The sequence below is a fragment of the Maritimibacter sp. DP1N21-5 genome (genome assembly GCF_019218295.1).
Taxonomy (GTDB): domain Bacteria; phylum Pseudomonadota; class Alphaproteobacteria; order Rhodobacterales; family Rhodobacteraceae; genus Maritimibacter.
In genome coordinates, this window is record NZ_JAHUZF010000004.1 from 35,341 (window position 1) to 50,630 (window position 15,290).

Annotated in this window: 14 protein-coding genes; 6 read left to right on the plus strand and 8 right to left on the minus strand. The window is 65.2% G+C overall.

The features are described 5' to 3' along the window. Window positions 1-33: 33 nt before the first annotated feature. From KJP29_RS04610 to KJP29_RS04620, 3 genes are read right to left on the minus strand one after another with little or no spacing between them, the layout of a single operon-like run. On the minus strand, window positions 34-630 hold the full coding sequence (locus KJP29_RS04610; RefSeq protein WP_218462401.1) for an MliC family protein: 597 nt from the start codon (window positions 628-630) through the stop codon (window positions 34-36). 38 nt (window positions 631-668) lie between these two features. Further along, window positions 669-1,445: a 3'(2'),5'-bisphosphate nucleotidase CysQ gene (locus tag KJP29_RS04615; protein WP_218462402.1), complete on the minus strand. Its 777-nt coding sequence runs from the start codon at window positions 1,443-1,445 to the stop codon at window positions 669-671. Then, entirely contained in the window at window positions 1,432-2,778 is a 1,347-nt protein-coding gene (locus KJP29_RS04620) for a TldD/PmbA family protein (RefSeq protein WP_218462403.1), read from the minus strand. Before KJP29_RS04620 ends, KJP29_RS04615 begins: the two co-directional genes overlap by 14 nt. Window positions 2,779-2,888: 110 nt before the next feature. On the opposite strand from KJP29_RS04620, the gene KJP29_RS04625 reads away from it, so the two are divergent. Both KJP29_RS04625 and KJP29_RS04630 read left to right on the plus strand, forming a co-directional pair. Then, on the plus strand, window positions 2,889-3,641 hold the full coding sequence (locus KJP29_RS04625; protein WP_218462404.1) for an SDR family oxidoreductase: 753 nt from the start codon (window positions 2,889-2,891) through the stop codon (window positions 3,639-3,641). Then, on the plus strand, window positions 3,638-4,240 hold the full coding sequence (locus tag KJP29_RS04630) for an enoyl-CoA hydratase/isomerase family protein (protein WP_218462405.1): 603 nt from the start codon (window positions 3,638-3,640) through the stop codon (window positions 4,238-4,240). The genes KJP29_RS04625 and KJP29_RS04630 overlap by 4 nt, the downstream gene beginning before the upstream one ends. Here KJP29_RS04630 and KJP29_RS04635 read toward each other — a convergent pair. The 5 genes from KJP29_RS04635 to KJP29_RS04655 form a co-directional block, all read right to left on the minus strand. Further along, window positions 4,237-5,331 carry an endonuclease/exonuclease/phosphatase family protein gene (locus KJP29_RS04635; protein ID WP_218462406.1) on the minus strand — a complete coding sequence of 365 codons (1,095 nt, stop codon included), beginning with the start codon at window positions 5,329-5,331 and terminating at the stop codon, window positions 4,237-4,239. The two genes, KJP29_RS04630 and KJP29_RS04635, sit on opposite strands and share 4 nt — an antisense overlap. An 8-nt stretch (window positions 5,332-5,339) precedes the next feature. Further along, window positions 5,340-6,179: a hypothetical protein gene (locus tag KJP29_RS04640; protein WP_218462407.1), complete on the minus strand. Its 840-nt coding sequence runs from the start codon at window positions 6,177-6,179 to the stop codon at window positions 5,340-5,342. A 547-nt stretch (window positions 6,180-6,726) separates the two neighbouring features. Next, complete coding sequence (gene leuD, locus KJP29_RS04645; RefSeq protein WP_218462408.1) at window positions 6,727-7,332, minus strand: 3-isopropylmalate dehydratase small subunit; 606 nt, start codon at window positions 7,330-7,332, stop codon at window positions 6,727-6,729. A gap of 12 nt (window positions 7,333-7,344) precedes the next feature. Continuing rightward, the gene (gene leuC, locus KJP29_RS04650) at window positions 7,345-8,769 is read right to left on the minus strand and encodes a 3-isopropylmalate dehydratase large subunit (RefSeq protein WP_218462409.1); all 1,425 of its coding nucleotides are present in this window, start codon (window positions 8,767-8,769) and stop codon (window positions 7,345-7,347) included. A gap of 369 nt (window positions 8,770-9,138) precedes the next feature. After that, window positions 9,139-10,704: a fatty acyl-CoA synthetase gene (locus KJP29_RS04655; protein WP_218462410.1), complete on the minus strand. Its 1,566-nt coding sequence runs from the start codon at window positions 10,702-10,704 to the stop codon at window positions 9,139-9,141. 151 nt (window positions 10,705-10,855) lie between these two features. Between KJP29_RS04655 and KJP29_RS04660 the strand changes: the two genes are divergently transcribed. From KJP29_RS04660 to KJP29_RS04675, 4 genes are all read left to right on the plus strand, one after another. Continuing rightward, on the plus strand, window positions 10,856-12,283 hold the full coding sequence (locus KJP29_RS04660; protein WP_218462411.1) for a mechanosensitive ion channel family protein: 1,428 nt from the start codon (window positions 10,856-10,858) through the stop codon (window positions 12,281-12,283). Window positions 12,284-12,412: 129 nt separating this feature from the next. After that, the gene (gene rsfS / locus KJP29_RS04665; protein WP_218462412.1) at window positions 12,413-12,784 is read left to right on the plus strand and encodes a ribosome silencing factor; all 372 of its coding nucleotides are present in this window, start codon (window positions 12,413-12,415) and stop codon (window positions 12,782-12,784) included. 17 nt (window positions 12,785-12,801) lie between these two features. Then, a complete protein-coding gene (rlmH, locus tag KJP29_RS04670; RefSeq protein ID WP_218462413.1) occupies window positions 12,802-13,272 on the plus strand; it encodes a 23S rRNA (pseudouridine(1915)-N(3))-methyltransferase RlmH in 471 nt (156 codons plus the stop codon). Window positions 13,273-13,324: 52 nt separating this feature from the next. Then, window positions 13,325-15,193, plus strand: coding sequence for a cation:proton antiporter (locus KJP29_RS04675; RefSeq protein ID WP_218462414.1), 1,869 nt, complete (start codon window positions 13,325-13,327; stop codon window positions 15,191-15,193). Window positions 15,194-15,290: the final 97 nt, after the last annotated feature.

Genomic DNA, 15,290 nt, shown 5'->3' on the forward strand with positions numbered 1-15,290 from the left:
TCGACGTTGTGTCCCGCTAACATGAGTGGCGCGTCAATCGCTTGCCACACAGCGGGTTTCCTGCCCATCCGGGTCCGGTGAGCGGTAGGTCGCTTCGTTTCCCTTGATCCAGATGAAGCGCCCGAAGCTGCCGTCGTAGCGGCTGCCCGAAGCCGTGCGCGTCAGGCTGCCAGTATCGACGGTGTCCCCCACTTCGAAGCGGACGGAGGGAAGCGGCGTGTCGAAGTAGCTCGTCACAACCTCAAGATTACCGTCGCAGCGCCAGAAGGTGGTGCCGGTAGGGTCCGACAGAAGCCAGCGCGCCGTGAGCTGACCTTCGCGGGTGAGATAGGCGGTTTCGATACAGGCCTTCAGATCCTCTGCCTTCCAACAGTCGTCCCGCCCGCCAATCCAGCCGCGCTGTTCTGTCTGAAGGGCGGTGCGGGCCTCCTCAGCGCCGGTGTCGAGGGCGTCGACCACGGTGAGCGCACGGGCAAAGACCTCGGCGATCCGCCTATCCAAGGCCGCGAGGTCCGGCGTGGCGCAGATCGCTTCTTCGGCGCTGCTTTCGGCTTTCGAACAATCGAAGGAGGACCCCTCTTGCGCCAAGGCAGGGGCGGCGAAAAGCGTGACGGCGAGGAGAAGGCGCATGGTGGGGCTCCGATCAATCGTGATGCCTGATGATAGCATCAAAGCAGCCTGTCGATCAGTCCGGTTTGCACGCTGCCACCTCCCGCAACGATACCGTTCAGTTGCGGCACCTCGTTGTTGAAGCGAAGCGCGCCGCCCTTGCGGTCGGTGACGACGCCGCCCGCTTCCTCGACCAGCAGCGATCCGGCGGCGACGTCCCACTCCCAAGTCGCGCGCAGCGCCATCATCGCGTCGTAGCGGCCTTCGGCGGTGGCGGCGAGGCGATAGGCGAGCGAGGGGCGGAACTTGCGCACGACCGGGGGCACCACGGCGTCGATCCACTGGTAAGGTTCGAGAATGGGTTTGGCGGCGAGCACCGAGGCGCCGGCAATATCATCCCGCGACGAGACCCCCATCGGCACGTCGTTCATTGTCGCCCCGCCACCCAGATGTGCAGCATAGAGCTTGTCGCGCACCGGGAGGAACACGACGGCGGCGATGATCCGCCCGGCTTCGGCGATGGCGAGCGAATGCGACCATGTCTCGCCCCCGTCGATGAAGGCGCGGGTGCCGTCGATAGGATCGACGATGAACACGCGTTCGCGTGACAGGCGGTCGATGTGGTCCGGGGTTTCCTCGGACAGCCAGCCGTAGTCGGGTCGCGCGGCGGTAAGCGTGTCGCGCAGGAGGTTGTCCACGGCGAGGTCGGCTTCGGTCACCGGACCCTGGCCGCCCGGCTTGTCCCATCTTTCAGGCTGCGCGCGGAAGAAGCCCATCGCCACCTCGCCCGCGGCACGCGCGGCCTCGGTCAGAAGGGCGAGGTCAGCTCCCGGCAAGCGTCAGCCCTTCGATCAGGAGCGAGGGCACGCGGCGGCTCTTGTGGTCCTCGGCATCGTTCGCCGGGATGATCCGCTTGAGCATGTCGTTGAGGTCGCCCGCAACCGTGCATTCGTTGACCGGATAGGCAATCTCGCCGTTCTCAACCCAGAACCCCGAGGCCCCGCGCGAATAGTCGCCCGTGTTCATGTTCACGGTGGACCCGATCAGCCCGGTGATGAGGAGGCCCGTGCCGATATCGCGCATCATTTCTTTGGGCGAGATATCGCCCGGCGTGAGTGTGACGTTGGACACGCCGGGGCCGGGCGGCGACCCGGTGCCGCGCCCGGCGTTGGCGGTGCTGGTGGTGCCGAGCTTGGCGGCGGTGGACAGGTCAGTGACCCAGCCGGTCAGCACACCGTTCTCGACCCAGGCGCGTTTCGTAGTGGGAAGACCCTCGCCATCGAAGGGGCGCGAACCGGTGGCGCGAGGGCGATGGGGGTCTTCCACGATCGACAATTGTTCGGGCAGGACGATCTGGCCCAGCTTGTCGCGCAGGAACGACGAGCCACGCACGATGGAGGTGCCGTTGATCGCAGACAGAAGGTGCCCGACGATGGAGGAGGCCACCCGTTCATCGAAGATCACCGGAAAACGACCCGTCGGCGGCTGTTTCGCGCCCTGCCGGGCGGCGGCGCGTTCGCCCGCGATGCGGCCGATCTCCTCGGAGGAGGGGAGGTCCTTCTGCCAGATGCGGCTTTCGCCGTTGAACTCCCGCTCCATCGCAGGGCCTTTGCCGGAAATGGCGGCGAGCGAGACCGCACGGGTCGTGCGCCCGTAACCGCCCGAGAAGCCGTTCGAGAAGGCCATGTGAATGTCGGTGCGTCCGTAGCCGGCGCTTGTAGATTGCACCTGGCTCACGCCCTGCACCGCGAGCGCGGCGGCCTCGGCACCGAGGGCGTCGGCCTCTAGGGCAGCGGGATCGGGTTCGGCGGATGGGTCCATGATTTCGAGCGCGTCGAAATCCCAGTCGCGGGCGAGTCGCGAAGGATCGGCCTGCCGGATCGTGGGGTCCTCGGGGGCCTCTTTCGCCATCGCAACGGCGCGTTCGGCCATTTGGGCGATGGTCGCCTCGGAAATGTCCGAGGCCGACACGTTCGCTTGCCGATCACCCACCATGACGCGCAGGCCGATGTCGATGCCTTCGGAGCGTTCGGCATGTTCGAGCGCCCCTTTCAGCACGTCTATGGAGAGCGACGTGCCCTGAACCGCCATCGCATCGGCGCGGTCGGCCCCGGCGCGCTTCGCGGCCTCGAGGAGTTGCTGGGTCAGGGTGTCGAGAGAAGCCTGCATGTGCGTCCTTTCCGGGTTTCACCTGAGGTAGCCTCGCAGGGCGCATCCCGCAAGGGCGGGTGGCGCAGGCAGGGCGCATGGGCTAGCCATGGAGAAAACGGAGGTGCGCTATGGATATGAGTGGGAAGACGGTGCTGATTACCGGCGCGAGCCGCGGGATCGGCGAGGCAGCGGCGCGGGTCTTTGCCGACGCTGGCGCGAACGTGGTGCTGGTTGCGCGCACGTCAGGCGATATCGAACGGATCTCGGCCGAGATCGGGGACCGGGCCATGGCCGTGACCTGCGACGTGGCGGAGTACGCCAGCGTCGCGGCTGCGGTCGAACAGGCCGTGGCGCGTTTCGGCGCGGTCGATGTGCTCATCAACAACGCGGGCGTGATCGAGCCGATTTCCCATCTGCGCGACAGTGAACCGGCGGGTTGGGGTCAGGCGATCGACGTGAACCTCAAGGGCGTCTACCACGGGATGCGCGCGGTTCTTCCGGGGATGCGCGCGGCGGGCGGAGGCACGGTGCTGACGATTTCTTCGGGCGCCGCGCATAACGCGCTGGAGGGCTGGAGCCATTACTGCGCCTCCAAGGCGGCAGTCCACATGATGACGCAGGCGCTTCACAAGGAAGAATGCGAGGCCGGTATCAGGGCCATCGGCCTGTCACCCGGAACGGTGGCGACGGAAATGCAGCGCGAGATCAAGGCCTCCGGTCGGAATCCCGTCGCCGCGCTCGAATGGTCCGACCATATCCCGCCGGAGTGGCCGGCGCGGTGTCTGTTGTGGCTTTGCGGACCCGAGGGCGACGCCTGGCTTGGGCAGGAGGTGTCGCTGCGCGAAGAAGGGGTGCGGCGGTCGGTGGGGCTGATCCGATGATCCGGCTTGAAAAGGACGGCGGTCTTTGGATCGCCACCATCGCGCGACCTGACAAGGCCAATTCCCTGACCGGGGCGATGCTGACCGAGCTGTGCGAGATCGCGGAAGAGGCGGCGGGAACGGCGCGGGCGCTGGTCCTGACCGGCGAGGGCAGGGTGTTCTCGGCGGGCGCCGACCTTGACGAGGCGCGAGCGGGATTGGCGACCTCGCCGCTTTGGGAGCGGCTCTCGGGGGCCATTCATGACGCACCGATCCTGACCATTGCGGCGCTCAATGGCACGCTTGCGGGCGGCGCGATGGGGATGGCGCTGGCCTGTGACCTGCGGATCGCGGTGCCGGGGGCCAAATTCTTCTATCCGGTGATGAAGCTCGGCTTTCTCCCGCAACCCTCGGACCCGAAGCGGATGGCGGCGCTTGTCGGGCCGTCGCGGGCCAAGATGATCCTCATGGCGGGGCAGAAGGTTCCGGCGGAGGAGGCGCTGTCCTGGGGGCTCATCGACCGGATCGTGGAGGACCCGTTGGCCGAGGCCCGGGTCCTCGCAGCGGATGTACTGGGCGCGAGCGCGGGGCATGTCGCCGGGATCAAGGCGCTGGTCTAGGGGATCGCGACATCCACCCAGACGAGCCGATGGCGGCTCGCCTGGGTCACCACCTCATGCGCCGGGTCCACGCTGGGCGGCCAGTGAACCCCGGCCCCCTCGATGGTGAGGCGCGCATCGGGAAGCACGTAATCGACGCGCAGATTGCCGGGTGTCGGATCGGCGAAATCGGCGGTGTCGGTGGCCGGGTCGCCTGTGTGATGGGCATTCGCGGCCTCGATGCCGCCCGCGCTGGTCGGTCTCGGGTCCTGCAGCCGACCGTCCGTCAAGAGTGCCTGGATCGCCTCGTGCCGCCCGTCGCCATCGACCGGGTCGATGTTCGCGTCGCCCATGAGGACCACCGGCGCTTCGGGCGCATCGAAGGGCAGGGCGCCGTCGAGGAGCTTGAGCCAGAAGGTCGCCTCATCCGCGCCGCGCCGCCCGTTGAGGTCCTCGGGCCCGTCGAACACCGGGGTCGAGCCGTGCCAGACCATGAGATCCACCTCGCGCCCCGCGATATCAAGCGGCAGGCGCCAATGTGCGACCGAAGACAGGCGCTGGACAGCGGCGGCCTCTTCCGAGGGGAAGGGCCCCCCTTCGACCACCGGCGCGATGTTCCCCGGAAGGTCGCGCCAGAGGAGGTCGGAGTAATCCCAGGCGCCGGTCCAGGGGTACTTCGAAAACACCACCATGCCGCCCTGTCCTGTGAAAGTGCCGAAACCCTGACTGTCGCGGGCTTCGCCATACCATCCGTTGCCGTCCAGATCTTCGTCCGAGGGCAGGCCGGCGTTCACCCTTGGCGAGAAAATGTGAGGCAAGTCCATGCCGCGTTCGGCCAGAAGCGTTTGAAATGCCGTCGCGGCGCGCTTGTCATGGTCCCAGTCGAAGCCGGTCAGGAGCAGCACGTCGGGCGCGGTCGCGGCGATGACGTCGGCCACGGCGCGAACCTGAGTTTGCCCGGTCAGGATGTCGGCCAGAAGCACGCCGGGCCCCTTGCGCACGAGTTCGGCGTTGTAGGTGGCGAAGCGGACGGTTTCGGCCCGGGCAGGTCCCGCAAGCGACAGGCCGATAAAGACCACGACCGCGACAGCGGTCTTTGCAACGGACGCCAAGGGGAGGATCACGCCGGTTGAAGCCCCGCCGCGCCGGACCTAATCGCATTGCGAGTGCGCTGCGCCGTGATGAGGCTCGCGACCCTCTGCATCGCGATGCCGCGCATGAAGAGCGAGGCCGGCAAGAAGGCCCAGGCAGCCAGCGTCCAGATCATCGTCTGGTCATTGGTGATCGAGAGGGACCCGAAGAGGCCCGAGGCCGCCTTGACCGCGGCCGGTGTCAGGAAGGGCAGGATGAACCCCAGCGCCACGTTGAACCGTGCGTCGCGTTCGAGCCGCTCGACAACGTCACCTCCTGCGGTCGGGTCGAACATCGGAAGATTGACCCAGACGTTGAAACTACCCGTGCGTTTGGGCCAGCCGGTCACGCGCAGAACGATCAGGAAGACGGCGAGCGAGATGATCGAGATGAGATAGGCGATCCCCGCCTGCGTGCGCAGCATCAGGATATCGTGCACCGTGGCATTCTCGGGCAGCATGAGGGTGATCAGCCGGACAGGGGAATAGGGAAAATCGAGCGCATTCCCGATGAGCGTCCCGACGGCGGTCAGGAAAGCGGTGAAGGTGGTCGGGTCGGTATCGCCGCGCATCACGGACGACAGGATGAAGACCGTCACCATCAGGCTGAAAAAGCGGATGCGGTTGAACGGCGGGGCTTCGCGGAACTCCACGAGGCCGGGATAGGTCGAGGCGTATTCGAAGATCGTGAGCGCAAAGGCGAAGATCGCGGCGAGCGCGACGATCTGTGCGGTTTCCTGATGGATGCCGGGAAGCATGAGGGATGGCGTGATGATAAGCATCACGACGAGAACCGCGCGAATGAACGCGCCTATCAGACGACTTGTCACTGCCTATATCCCTCGTTTCGGACGGTCGCGATACGATGCCGCTTACCTTGTTCCAAACCGGGTCCGCCATTTGTGGCGGCCTGCCTTATGATTGACACAAAGTTGCCCACTTTCTCGTCCTGCTGCAAGCAATGGTCTGAATAGACTGGGGATTCTTGGCGTTAATGGGCAGTAACTGGTGCTTTTCTGCACCTATCACGCGGCAGGATTTGGGCAGGGTTGGGGTAACTACTCCCGGCTGTTGGGTGCGCCGGGCGGCCCTACAAAATATGGGGTTTCGGCGCGCCGAACACCGGTATGACCGGCGGAATCTCTTGGGTTTCCCTTGCGATGGGCCTTTGAATTGTCACCTTTTTCGAAACGGAAGAGCGCAAGACCCCGGGTTGTTTCCTATGGGTGAACCGAGAATCAGCACTTTGTGCCTGATGCGCGCTTGCATGCGGCGCCCTCGGCACCGGACTGACGAAGGAAGGCACAAGGGAAAAGGCCGACCCGCGTGAACGGATCGGCCTTGTTTTAAGCGTTAACCGGGTCGGTTCGCCGGGGATCAGACCCAGGGACGCGCCTGGGCGGCCTGCGTTTCGAAGGCCGCGATCGCGTCCTGTTTCTCGAGCGTCAGGCCGATGTCGTCGAGACCGTTCAGGAGGCAGTGCTTCTTGAAGGCGTCCACTTCGAAGGCGAAGCTTTCGCCTTCCGAGGTGGTGATCGTCTGGCCCTCGAGGTCGACGGTCATCCGCGCATTCGACCCTTTTTCGGCGTCTTTCATCAGCACTTCGACCTGCTCTTCCGGCAGCACGATCGGCAGGATGCCGTTCTTGAAGCAGTTGTTGAAGAAGATGTCGGCAAAGGAAGTGGACACCACGCAACGAATGCCGAAATCGGCAATCGCCCAGGGGGCGTGTTCGCGCGACGAGCCGCAACCGAAGTTGTCGCCCGCGATCAGGATCTCTGCCTCGCGATACTGCGGCTTGTTGAGCACGAAGTCGGGAATCTCGTTGCCCTGACGGTCATAACGCATCTCGTCAAAGAGGTTCACGCCCAGACCCGAGCGTTTGATCGTCTTCAGAAAGACCTTCGGAATGATCATGTCGGTGTCGATGTTGACGAGCGGCATGGGCGCCGCGATGCCGGTGAGTTTTTCAAACTTTTCCATTCTCGCAGGTCCTTATGCGGGTTCGTTTTCGGACATCATCTCACGCACATCGGTGAGACGACCGGTGATTGCGGCGGCGGCGGCCATCGCGGGCGACACGAGGTGGGTGCGGCCCTTGTAGCCCTGACGTCCCTCGAAGTTGCGGTTCGAGGTGGACGCGCAACGCTCGCCCTCGGCCAGCTGGTCGGGGTTCATGGCCAGGCACATGGAGCAGCCCGCCAGACGCCATTCGAAACCGGCGTCGATGAACACCTGGGCGATGCCCTCTTCCTCGGCCTGCGCGCGGACTAGACCCGAGCCGGGCACGACCATCGCGCGCATCCCGTCCTTGATCTTCTTGCCCTTGAGGATCGCGGCAGCGGCGCGCAGGTCCTCGATCCGGCCGTTGGTGCAGGAGCCGATGAAGACCGTGTCGATCTCGATATCGGTGAGCTTTTGACCGGCCTTGAGCCCCATGTACTCGATGGAGCGACGGGCCGCGTCGACCTTGCCGCCCTTGAAGCTCTCCGGCGCGGGCACCACGGCGGAAATCGGCAGCACATCCTCGGGCGAGGTGCCCCATGTGACGACCGGCTCGATCTCTTCGGCCTTCAGCGTCACGACCTTGTCCCAATGGGCGTCGTCGTCGGAGTAGAGCGTTTTCCACCAGTTCAGCGCGGCTTCCCACTGGGCGCCTTTGGGGGCGTGGGGGCGGCCTTTGACATAGGCATAGGTGGTTTCGTCCGGCGCGATAAGGCCGGCGCGCGCGCCGCCTTCGATGGCCATGTTGCAGACCGTCATCCGACCTTCCATCGACAGATCGCGGATCGCTTCACCGCAATATTCGATGACGTAACCGGTGCCGCCCGCGGTCCCGGTCTTGCCGATAACAGCCAGTGTGATGTCCTTGGCGGTCACGCCGGGGCGCAGCTTGCCGGTGACCTCGACCTTCATGTTCTTGGACTTCTTCTGGATCAGCGTCTGCGTCGCCAGAACATGCTCGACCTCGGAGGTGCCGATCCCGTGGGCCAGCGCGCCGAAGGCGCCATGCGTCGCCGTATGGGAATCGCCGCAGACCACGGTCATGCCGGGCAGGGTCCAGCCCTGCTCGGGGCCGACGATATGCACGATGCCCTGACGGACGTCGGACACGGGATAGTAATGGACTCCGAAGTCCTTGGCGTTCTTGTCGAGCGCCTCGACCTGAATTCGGCTTTCCTCGTTGTCGATCTTGCCCGACACGCGGTCGAGCGTGGTCGGCACGTTGTGGTCCGGCACGGCGATCGTCTTGTCCGGCGCGTGAACGGTGCGGCCGGCCATGCGCAGGCCCTCGAAAGCTTGCGGCGAGGTGACTTCGTGGACGAGGTGACGGTCGATGTAGAGCAGACAGGTGCCGTCGTCGCTTTCATGCGCGACATGGGCATCCCAGATTTTGTCGTAGAGCGTTTTTCCAGCCATGGGTAACTCCTCAGGGGAAATGGCGAATGTGATGAGTATGGACGTGCGGAAAGGTCGCCGCGATCAAAGTCGGGCGAGAATTGTCAGCGTCGCGCCGAAAAAGCGCCAAGGCAGGCGCGCGCGATCATCCATATCGAAAACACGTGTCATGGGCGGTCATTTACGCCCTGGCGGTGAGTCTCGCAAGGGTTTCGGGTGGGCTTCGCCGATGGGGGCCGGGATTGGAGCGGGCGACCAGCCCGCGACGCGCACTCCCTCCCCCCGGGAGGGCGCATGTCGCTGTCGGTCACCAGATGCAGGTCTTCCGGGCTTTTGAGACAATGCGGCGACCACGGGCGTTGGTGCGCCCACCCGAGGGAGGGCGCGTCGCTACGCGCTGCCAAACAACCCCACATGCTCGTCCCGCAACTGCCGCTTCAGGATCTTTCCCGCCGTGTTGCGCGGCAGTTCCTCCACGAAGACCACCGCCTTCGGAAGTTTGAACGCGGCCAGTTCCGCCTTGGCGAAGTCCACGAGCTCCGCCTCGGTCACGGTCCCGCCTTCGCGCAGAACAACGACCGCCGTCACTGCCTCGACCCACTTGTCATGGGGCAGTGCGATCACCGCGACCTCGTGAACGGCGGGGTGGGTGAACAGCACCTCCTCGACCTCGCGCGAGGCGACCATGGTGCCGCCGGTCTTGATGATGTCTTTCGTGCGGTCCACGACGGTGATGTAGCCTTCGTCGTCCATCACTCCCACGTCGCCGGAGTGGAACCAGCCGCCGGCAAAGGCCTCGGCGGTCGCCTCGGGCTTTTCCCAGTAGCCCGACAGAAGCTGCGGCGAGCGGTGCACGATCTCGCCCTGCTCGCCGGGGGCCACGTCGCGCATCTCCTCGTCCACCAGCCGCGTGTCGACGTTGTAGATCGGACGACCCGCCGAGGCCGGGCGCGCGTCATGTTCGTCGGGGTAGAGCACCGTCGCGAGCGGGCCGATCTCCGACTGGCCGTAACAGTTGTAGGGCGCCGCGCCGGGGAGCCGCTCGCGAAGTTCCCGAAGCACCGGAACCGGCATGATCGACGCGCCGTAGTAGACGTATTGCAGGCTGGTCAGGTCGCGGTCGTCAAACGACCTGGCGCGCAGGAGGCTGATCCACACTGTCGGCGGCGCGAAGAATGACGTGATCCCGTGACGTTCGATCAATTCGAGGCAAAGGTCCGGCAGGGGCGCTTCGATGAGCCATGTGGTCGCCCCGACAAGGAACTGCGGCACGGTGAAGACATGCATCTGAGCGGAGTGATAGAGCGGCAGGCCGGCGAGCGCCCGGTCGGCACCGGACAGGTTCAATTCCACGATACAGGAGGTGTATTCGGCGAGCAGCGCCCGGTGGCTCATCATCGCGCCCTTGGGGGCGGCCGTGGTGCCGGACGTGTAGAGCAACTGGACAAGGTCCTCGGGGTCGATCCCCTCGCCAAGGTCGTCGGGCACCGTGATCGACGCGTCCCGTGCACGCGACAGGATATCGTCGTCACCTTCGAAGAGCCGCCCGTAGACCGTCATCGGTCCACGCTTCGCCAGCACCTCGTCCGCCTTCGCTTCCAGTCCCGGATCGACGAAGAGTGCGGCGGCGCCGGAGTTGTCGAGGATGTAGTCGAGTTCGCGCCCGACCAGCGCGTAGTTGATTGGGACATGGATGAACCCGACCCGCGCGCAGGCGAGATAGAGGACGAGATAGGCGTCGGAATTGCGGCCGTAGGCGGCGATCCGGTCGCCGGGTTGCAACCCCTGCGCCAGAAGGCTCGCAGCGACCCGGCCGGCGGCGTCGTGGATCTCGCGGAACGTCCAGCTCCGGTCCGCGAAGTGAAGCGCGGTCCGGTCGCGAAACCGTGCGGCGGCCCGGGCGAGCGCATCGGCGATGGTGTTGCGCCCGGCGCGTTTGATCTGTGCATCGGTCATGATGTCCTCCCTCGGTTGCAAGCTTCGTCCGGGGATCGGAAATCGCAACCGGTTTTCGCGCCGTTCGGGGCTGACGTCCGGTCACATGGCCCGGCGGGCAGGACTGGACGCCGCGCCGGAGAAGCGCTTACGCTGTGGAAAAGGGAGTGCGATGGCCACAGGGTTTTTCACGTCAGGACAAACGGATACCGGCGCGATCCGGGTGCAATCGCCCGGCGATCCGGCGGCCAGCTCCGGGCCGGTCCCGCCGGTTCCGCCGGGCCCCGCGCCAGAGGACATCGCGCTCGACCTCTGGGATCAGGCTCTGGTCTTCGTGCAAAGCCTCCTGCGACCGTGGAACGCCTATCAGGTCATCATCGCCCTCGCGATCCTCGCCTTCGCAGTTCTCGCCCGCCGCTATGTCGCGCCCCGCTATTACGAATGGCTCAGGGCACGCGAGGGCTGGCCCACGTGGCGGATGCGGTTCGGGATCGTGATGCACCGTCGCATGTCGCTCATCCTCTTCGTTGCGACGATCTGGCCGGTGGTCTGGATCATGCGCGAGGTCACCTGGCCCTCGCGGTCCTACCTTCTGGGCATCATTGGGCAGATGGCGCTGGCCTGGCTCATCATCGCGGTGCTGGCACGCTTCATCGGCAATACGTTCCTGCGCGGCGTTGTGCGCACGGCCGGCTGGATCTGGGTCACCCTGTCGCTCATGAACCTGACCGACGAGGCGGTGACGATCTTCGACGGTCTCGCCATTCACCTGGGCGACATGCGCCTGTCGGTCTGGATGATCATTCAGGCCATCGTCATCCTGGGAGCGCTTTTTTTCGCTGCGCGGTTCGTGTCGATCAACTCCGCCGCTCGCATCCGGCGCAACGACGATATCTCGCCCTCGATGCAGGTGCTCGCGATCAAGTTCCTCCAGGTGATCTTGTTCGGTGCGGCCATATTCATCGGGTTGCGGGTGGTGGGCGTCGACCTCACCGGACTCGCGGTCCTGTCGGGCGCGATCGGCGTCGGGCTCGGTTTCGGGCTTCAGAAGGTGGTGTCGAACCTCGTGTCGGGCGTGATCATCCTGCTCGACAAGTCGATCAAGCCGGGCGACGTGATCAGCCTTGGCGACACCTTCGGCTGGATCGAGCAACTGGGCGCGCGATACGTGAGCGTCGTGACGCGGGACGGCAAGGAATACCTGATCCCGAACGAAGACCTGATTACCGGACAGGTTGTGAACTGGTCGCACACCAACGCCTTCGTCCGGCTCGATATCTACTTCGGGACCGCCTATCAGGACGACCCCCATGTGGTGCGCCGGGTGGCGATCGAGGCGGCGACGTCAGTCAAGCGGGTGCTGAGTTTCCGCCCCCCGGTCTGCCATATCGTGGGCTTCGGCGATTCCTCGGTGGACTACATCCTGCGCTTCTGGATCGACGACCCGACCGGGGGGCTGACGAACATCCGGGGCAACGTCTATCTGGCGCTTTGGGACGCGTTCAAGGAGAACGGCATCTCGATTCCCTTCCCGCAAAGGGAGGTGCGCCACCTGAACGATCCGCGTGATATGGCGTATTCGACGGAATCCGAGAATTGAAAATTCGCGTGAGGATGATACCTTTAAACTATCCTCGCGTCGGGATAAGACAGGCGCTCAAATTAGGAGGACTATGTCCTGGACACTGACACGAAGGCGGCCGACCTGGCGGCCGCAGGTGCGGGCGACATGAGCGCGACGCCCGCTGAACCGACGAGCCAGAAAGTGCTCGAGCGCATTCTCGCTTCGCTGGAAGACGACAAGGCCGAGGACATCGTGACCATCGACCTGCGCGGAAAATCCGCCATGGCCGATCACATGATCGTCTGTTCTGGCCGGTCGTCGCGGCAGGTGGCCGCGATCTCGGAGAAGCTGACCGACAACCTCAAGCAGGATTTCGGCATCATCTCCAAGCTCGAGGGCAAGGATCAGGGCGACTGGGTCCTCATCGACACGGGCGACGTCATCGTCCATGTCTTCCGCCCGGAAGTGCGAGAGTTCTATCAGATCGAGAAGATGTGGATGGACACGCACGCGGTCCCCAAGACGGCGCGGACCTGATCCGGGCCTGAGCTGTCATGCGCATTCACATCGTCGCTGTCGGGCGTCTGCGCAAAGGCCCCGAACGCGAGCTGATCGACGACTATGTCACCCGGTTCGACCGCACCGGCCGCGCGCTTGGTCTGGGTCCGCTCACGCTTCATGAAGTCGAAGACAAGAAGGGCGGCGGAATGCCGGCCGAAGCCGCGTTGCTCGACCGCGCCGTGCCGGATGGCGCCGTTCTGGTCGTGCTGGACGAACGCGGGCGGATCATGACCTCGCCGGAGTTTTCCGACCAGCTGGCCGGCTGGCGCGATCAGGGGCGCGGCGACGTGGCCTTCGTCATCGGGGGCGCGGACGGGATCGACCCCAGCTTGCGCGCCCGGGCCGATGCCGCGCTCTCTCTTGGCCAGATGGTCTGGCCCCACATGCTGGCGCGCGTGATGCTCTCCGAACAGCTCTACCGCGCGGCTTCGATCCTTGCGGGATCGCCCTATCATCGGGTCTAGGCGACGCGGTCCCTTTGCGCCAAGCTGACCCAAGGGACCAAGGGGCGCGCACATGACCGACTTTCTTCTTCTTGCATTCGTCTTTCTGATCGCCGGCGTGGTGGCCGTGCCCATCGCCTCGCGCCTGGGGCTCGGGTCCGTGCTAGGCTACCTCCTTGCGGGCATCGTCATTTCCCCGGTGCTGGCCTGGCTCCATGTCGATGTGATCCAGATCCAGCATTTCGCCGAATTCGGCGTGGTGATGATGCTCTTCCTCGTCGGGCTGGAGCTCGAGCCCCGGCGTCTCTGGGCCATGCGCGCGCGCCTTCTGGGCCTTGGCGGAGGGCAGGTCGTCCTCACGGCCGCCGTGGTTATGGGTGCTGCGATGCTTCTCGGGCAGGTCTGGACCGTCGCGCTGACCGTGGGTCTGGTCCTGGCGCTGTCGTCCACGGCCATCGTGCTCCAGACGCTCGGCGAGAAGGGTCTCATGCGGTCCGACGGGGGACAGTCGAGCTTTTCGGTCCTTCTGTTTCAGGACATCGCCGTCATCCCGATGCTGGCACTCATTCCGCTCCTCGCGCTTCCCGAGCTGACCGAGGCTTTGCACCACGGCACCGAGGGCGACCACGGCAGCGGCCTGTCCCTCGTCGACGGGCTTCCCGGCTGGGGCGTCGCGCTTGCCACGGTCGGGGCCATCGCGGCGGTCGTGGGCGCGGGCGCCTATGTCGTCGGCCCGGTGTTTCGCTTCATCGCTGCGGCCAACCTGCGCGAGCTGTTCGTCGCCACGGCGCTCATGTTCGTGATCGGCATCGCGCTTCTCATGTCGCTCGTCAGCCTGTCGCCCGCGCTGGGCACCTTCCTCGCGGGCGTCGTGCTGGCCAACAGCGAATACCGGCACGAGCTCGAAAGCGACATCGACCCGTTCCGGGGCCTACTTCTGGGCCTTTTCTTCATGACCGTTGGGGCGGGTATCAACTTCGCCCTGCTCGCCGAGAGCTTTGCCGTGATCCTTGGCCTGACCCTCGGCCTGATCCTTCTCAAATGCGCCGTGCTCTACGCGCTCGCCATCGTCTTTCGCGTCCGGGGCGCGGATCGCTGGCTTTTCGCGCTCGGCCTCGCACAGGCGGGCGAGTTCGGCTTCGTGCTCCTGTCCTTCACCGTGGCCAATGGCGTGCTTCCCACCGACCTCGCCGATCGCCTGCTCCTCGTCGTGGCGCTGTCCATGCTGCTCACCCCGGCGCTCTTCATCCTCTACGACCGGGTCATCGCGCCGCGGTTTTCGCAAACCGAGGACCGCGAGATGGACGAGATCGAGGAAGAGAACGACATCATCATCGCGGGCCACGGGCGGGTCGGCGGCATCGTCGCCCGGATGCTGCGCGGTGCGGGCATGACGCCGACCGTCATCGACTATTCCTCAACGCAGCTCGAGATGCTCAAACGCTTCCACGTGCAAGCCTACTACGGCGATGCCACGCGCGCGGACCTGCTCCACGCCGCCGGGATCGACCGCTGCAAGCTCTTCGTCGTGGCCATCGACGACAAGGAGCAGATCACCGAACTCGTGAAGCATCTCGTCCACAACCACCCGACTATCCACGTCATGGCCCGCGCCCTCGACCGCAACCATGTCTACGACCTCTGGTATGCGGGCTGCCGCGACATCATCCGGGAAACCTACGACTCGTCTTTGCGCATGGGCCGCTCCGCCTTCGAGGCGCTGGGCTATTCCCCTGATCAGGCGCAGCGGGTCACCGATCTCTTCGCCGACATGGACCGCAGCGGCATGCTCATCGCCGCCGAGCACTATGACCCGACCATCCCGACCCAGGAGAACGAGGCCTATATCGCGAAGCTCAACGAGGCGCGCGGTGATCTCGAGGCCGATTTCCTCGCCCGTGCCCGGATGATCCTGTCGGATAGCGAGGCGGCGCGCGCCTGATCCCCTTCACTGCTTCCCAAATACCTCGGAGGGGTCTGGGGAGGCAGAGCCTCCCCAGTTGATCGTGCCAGACGAAGTCTGGCGCGAAACCTTTTCA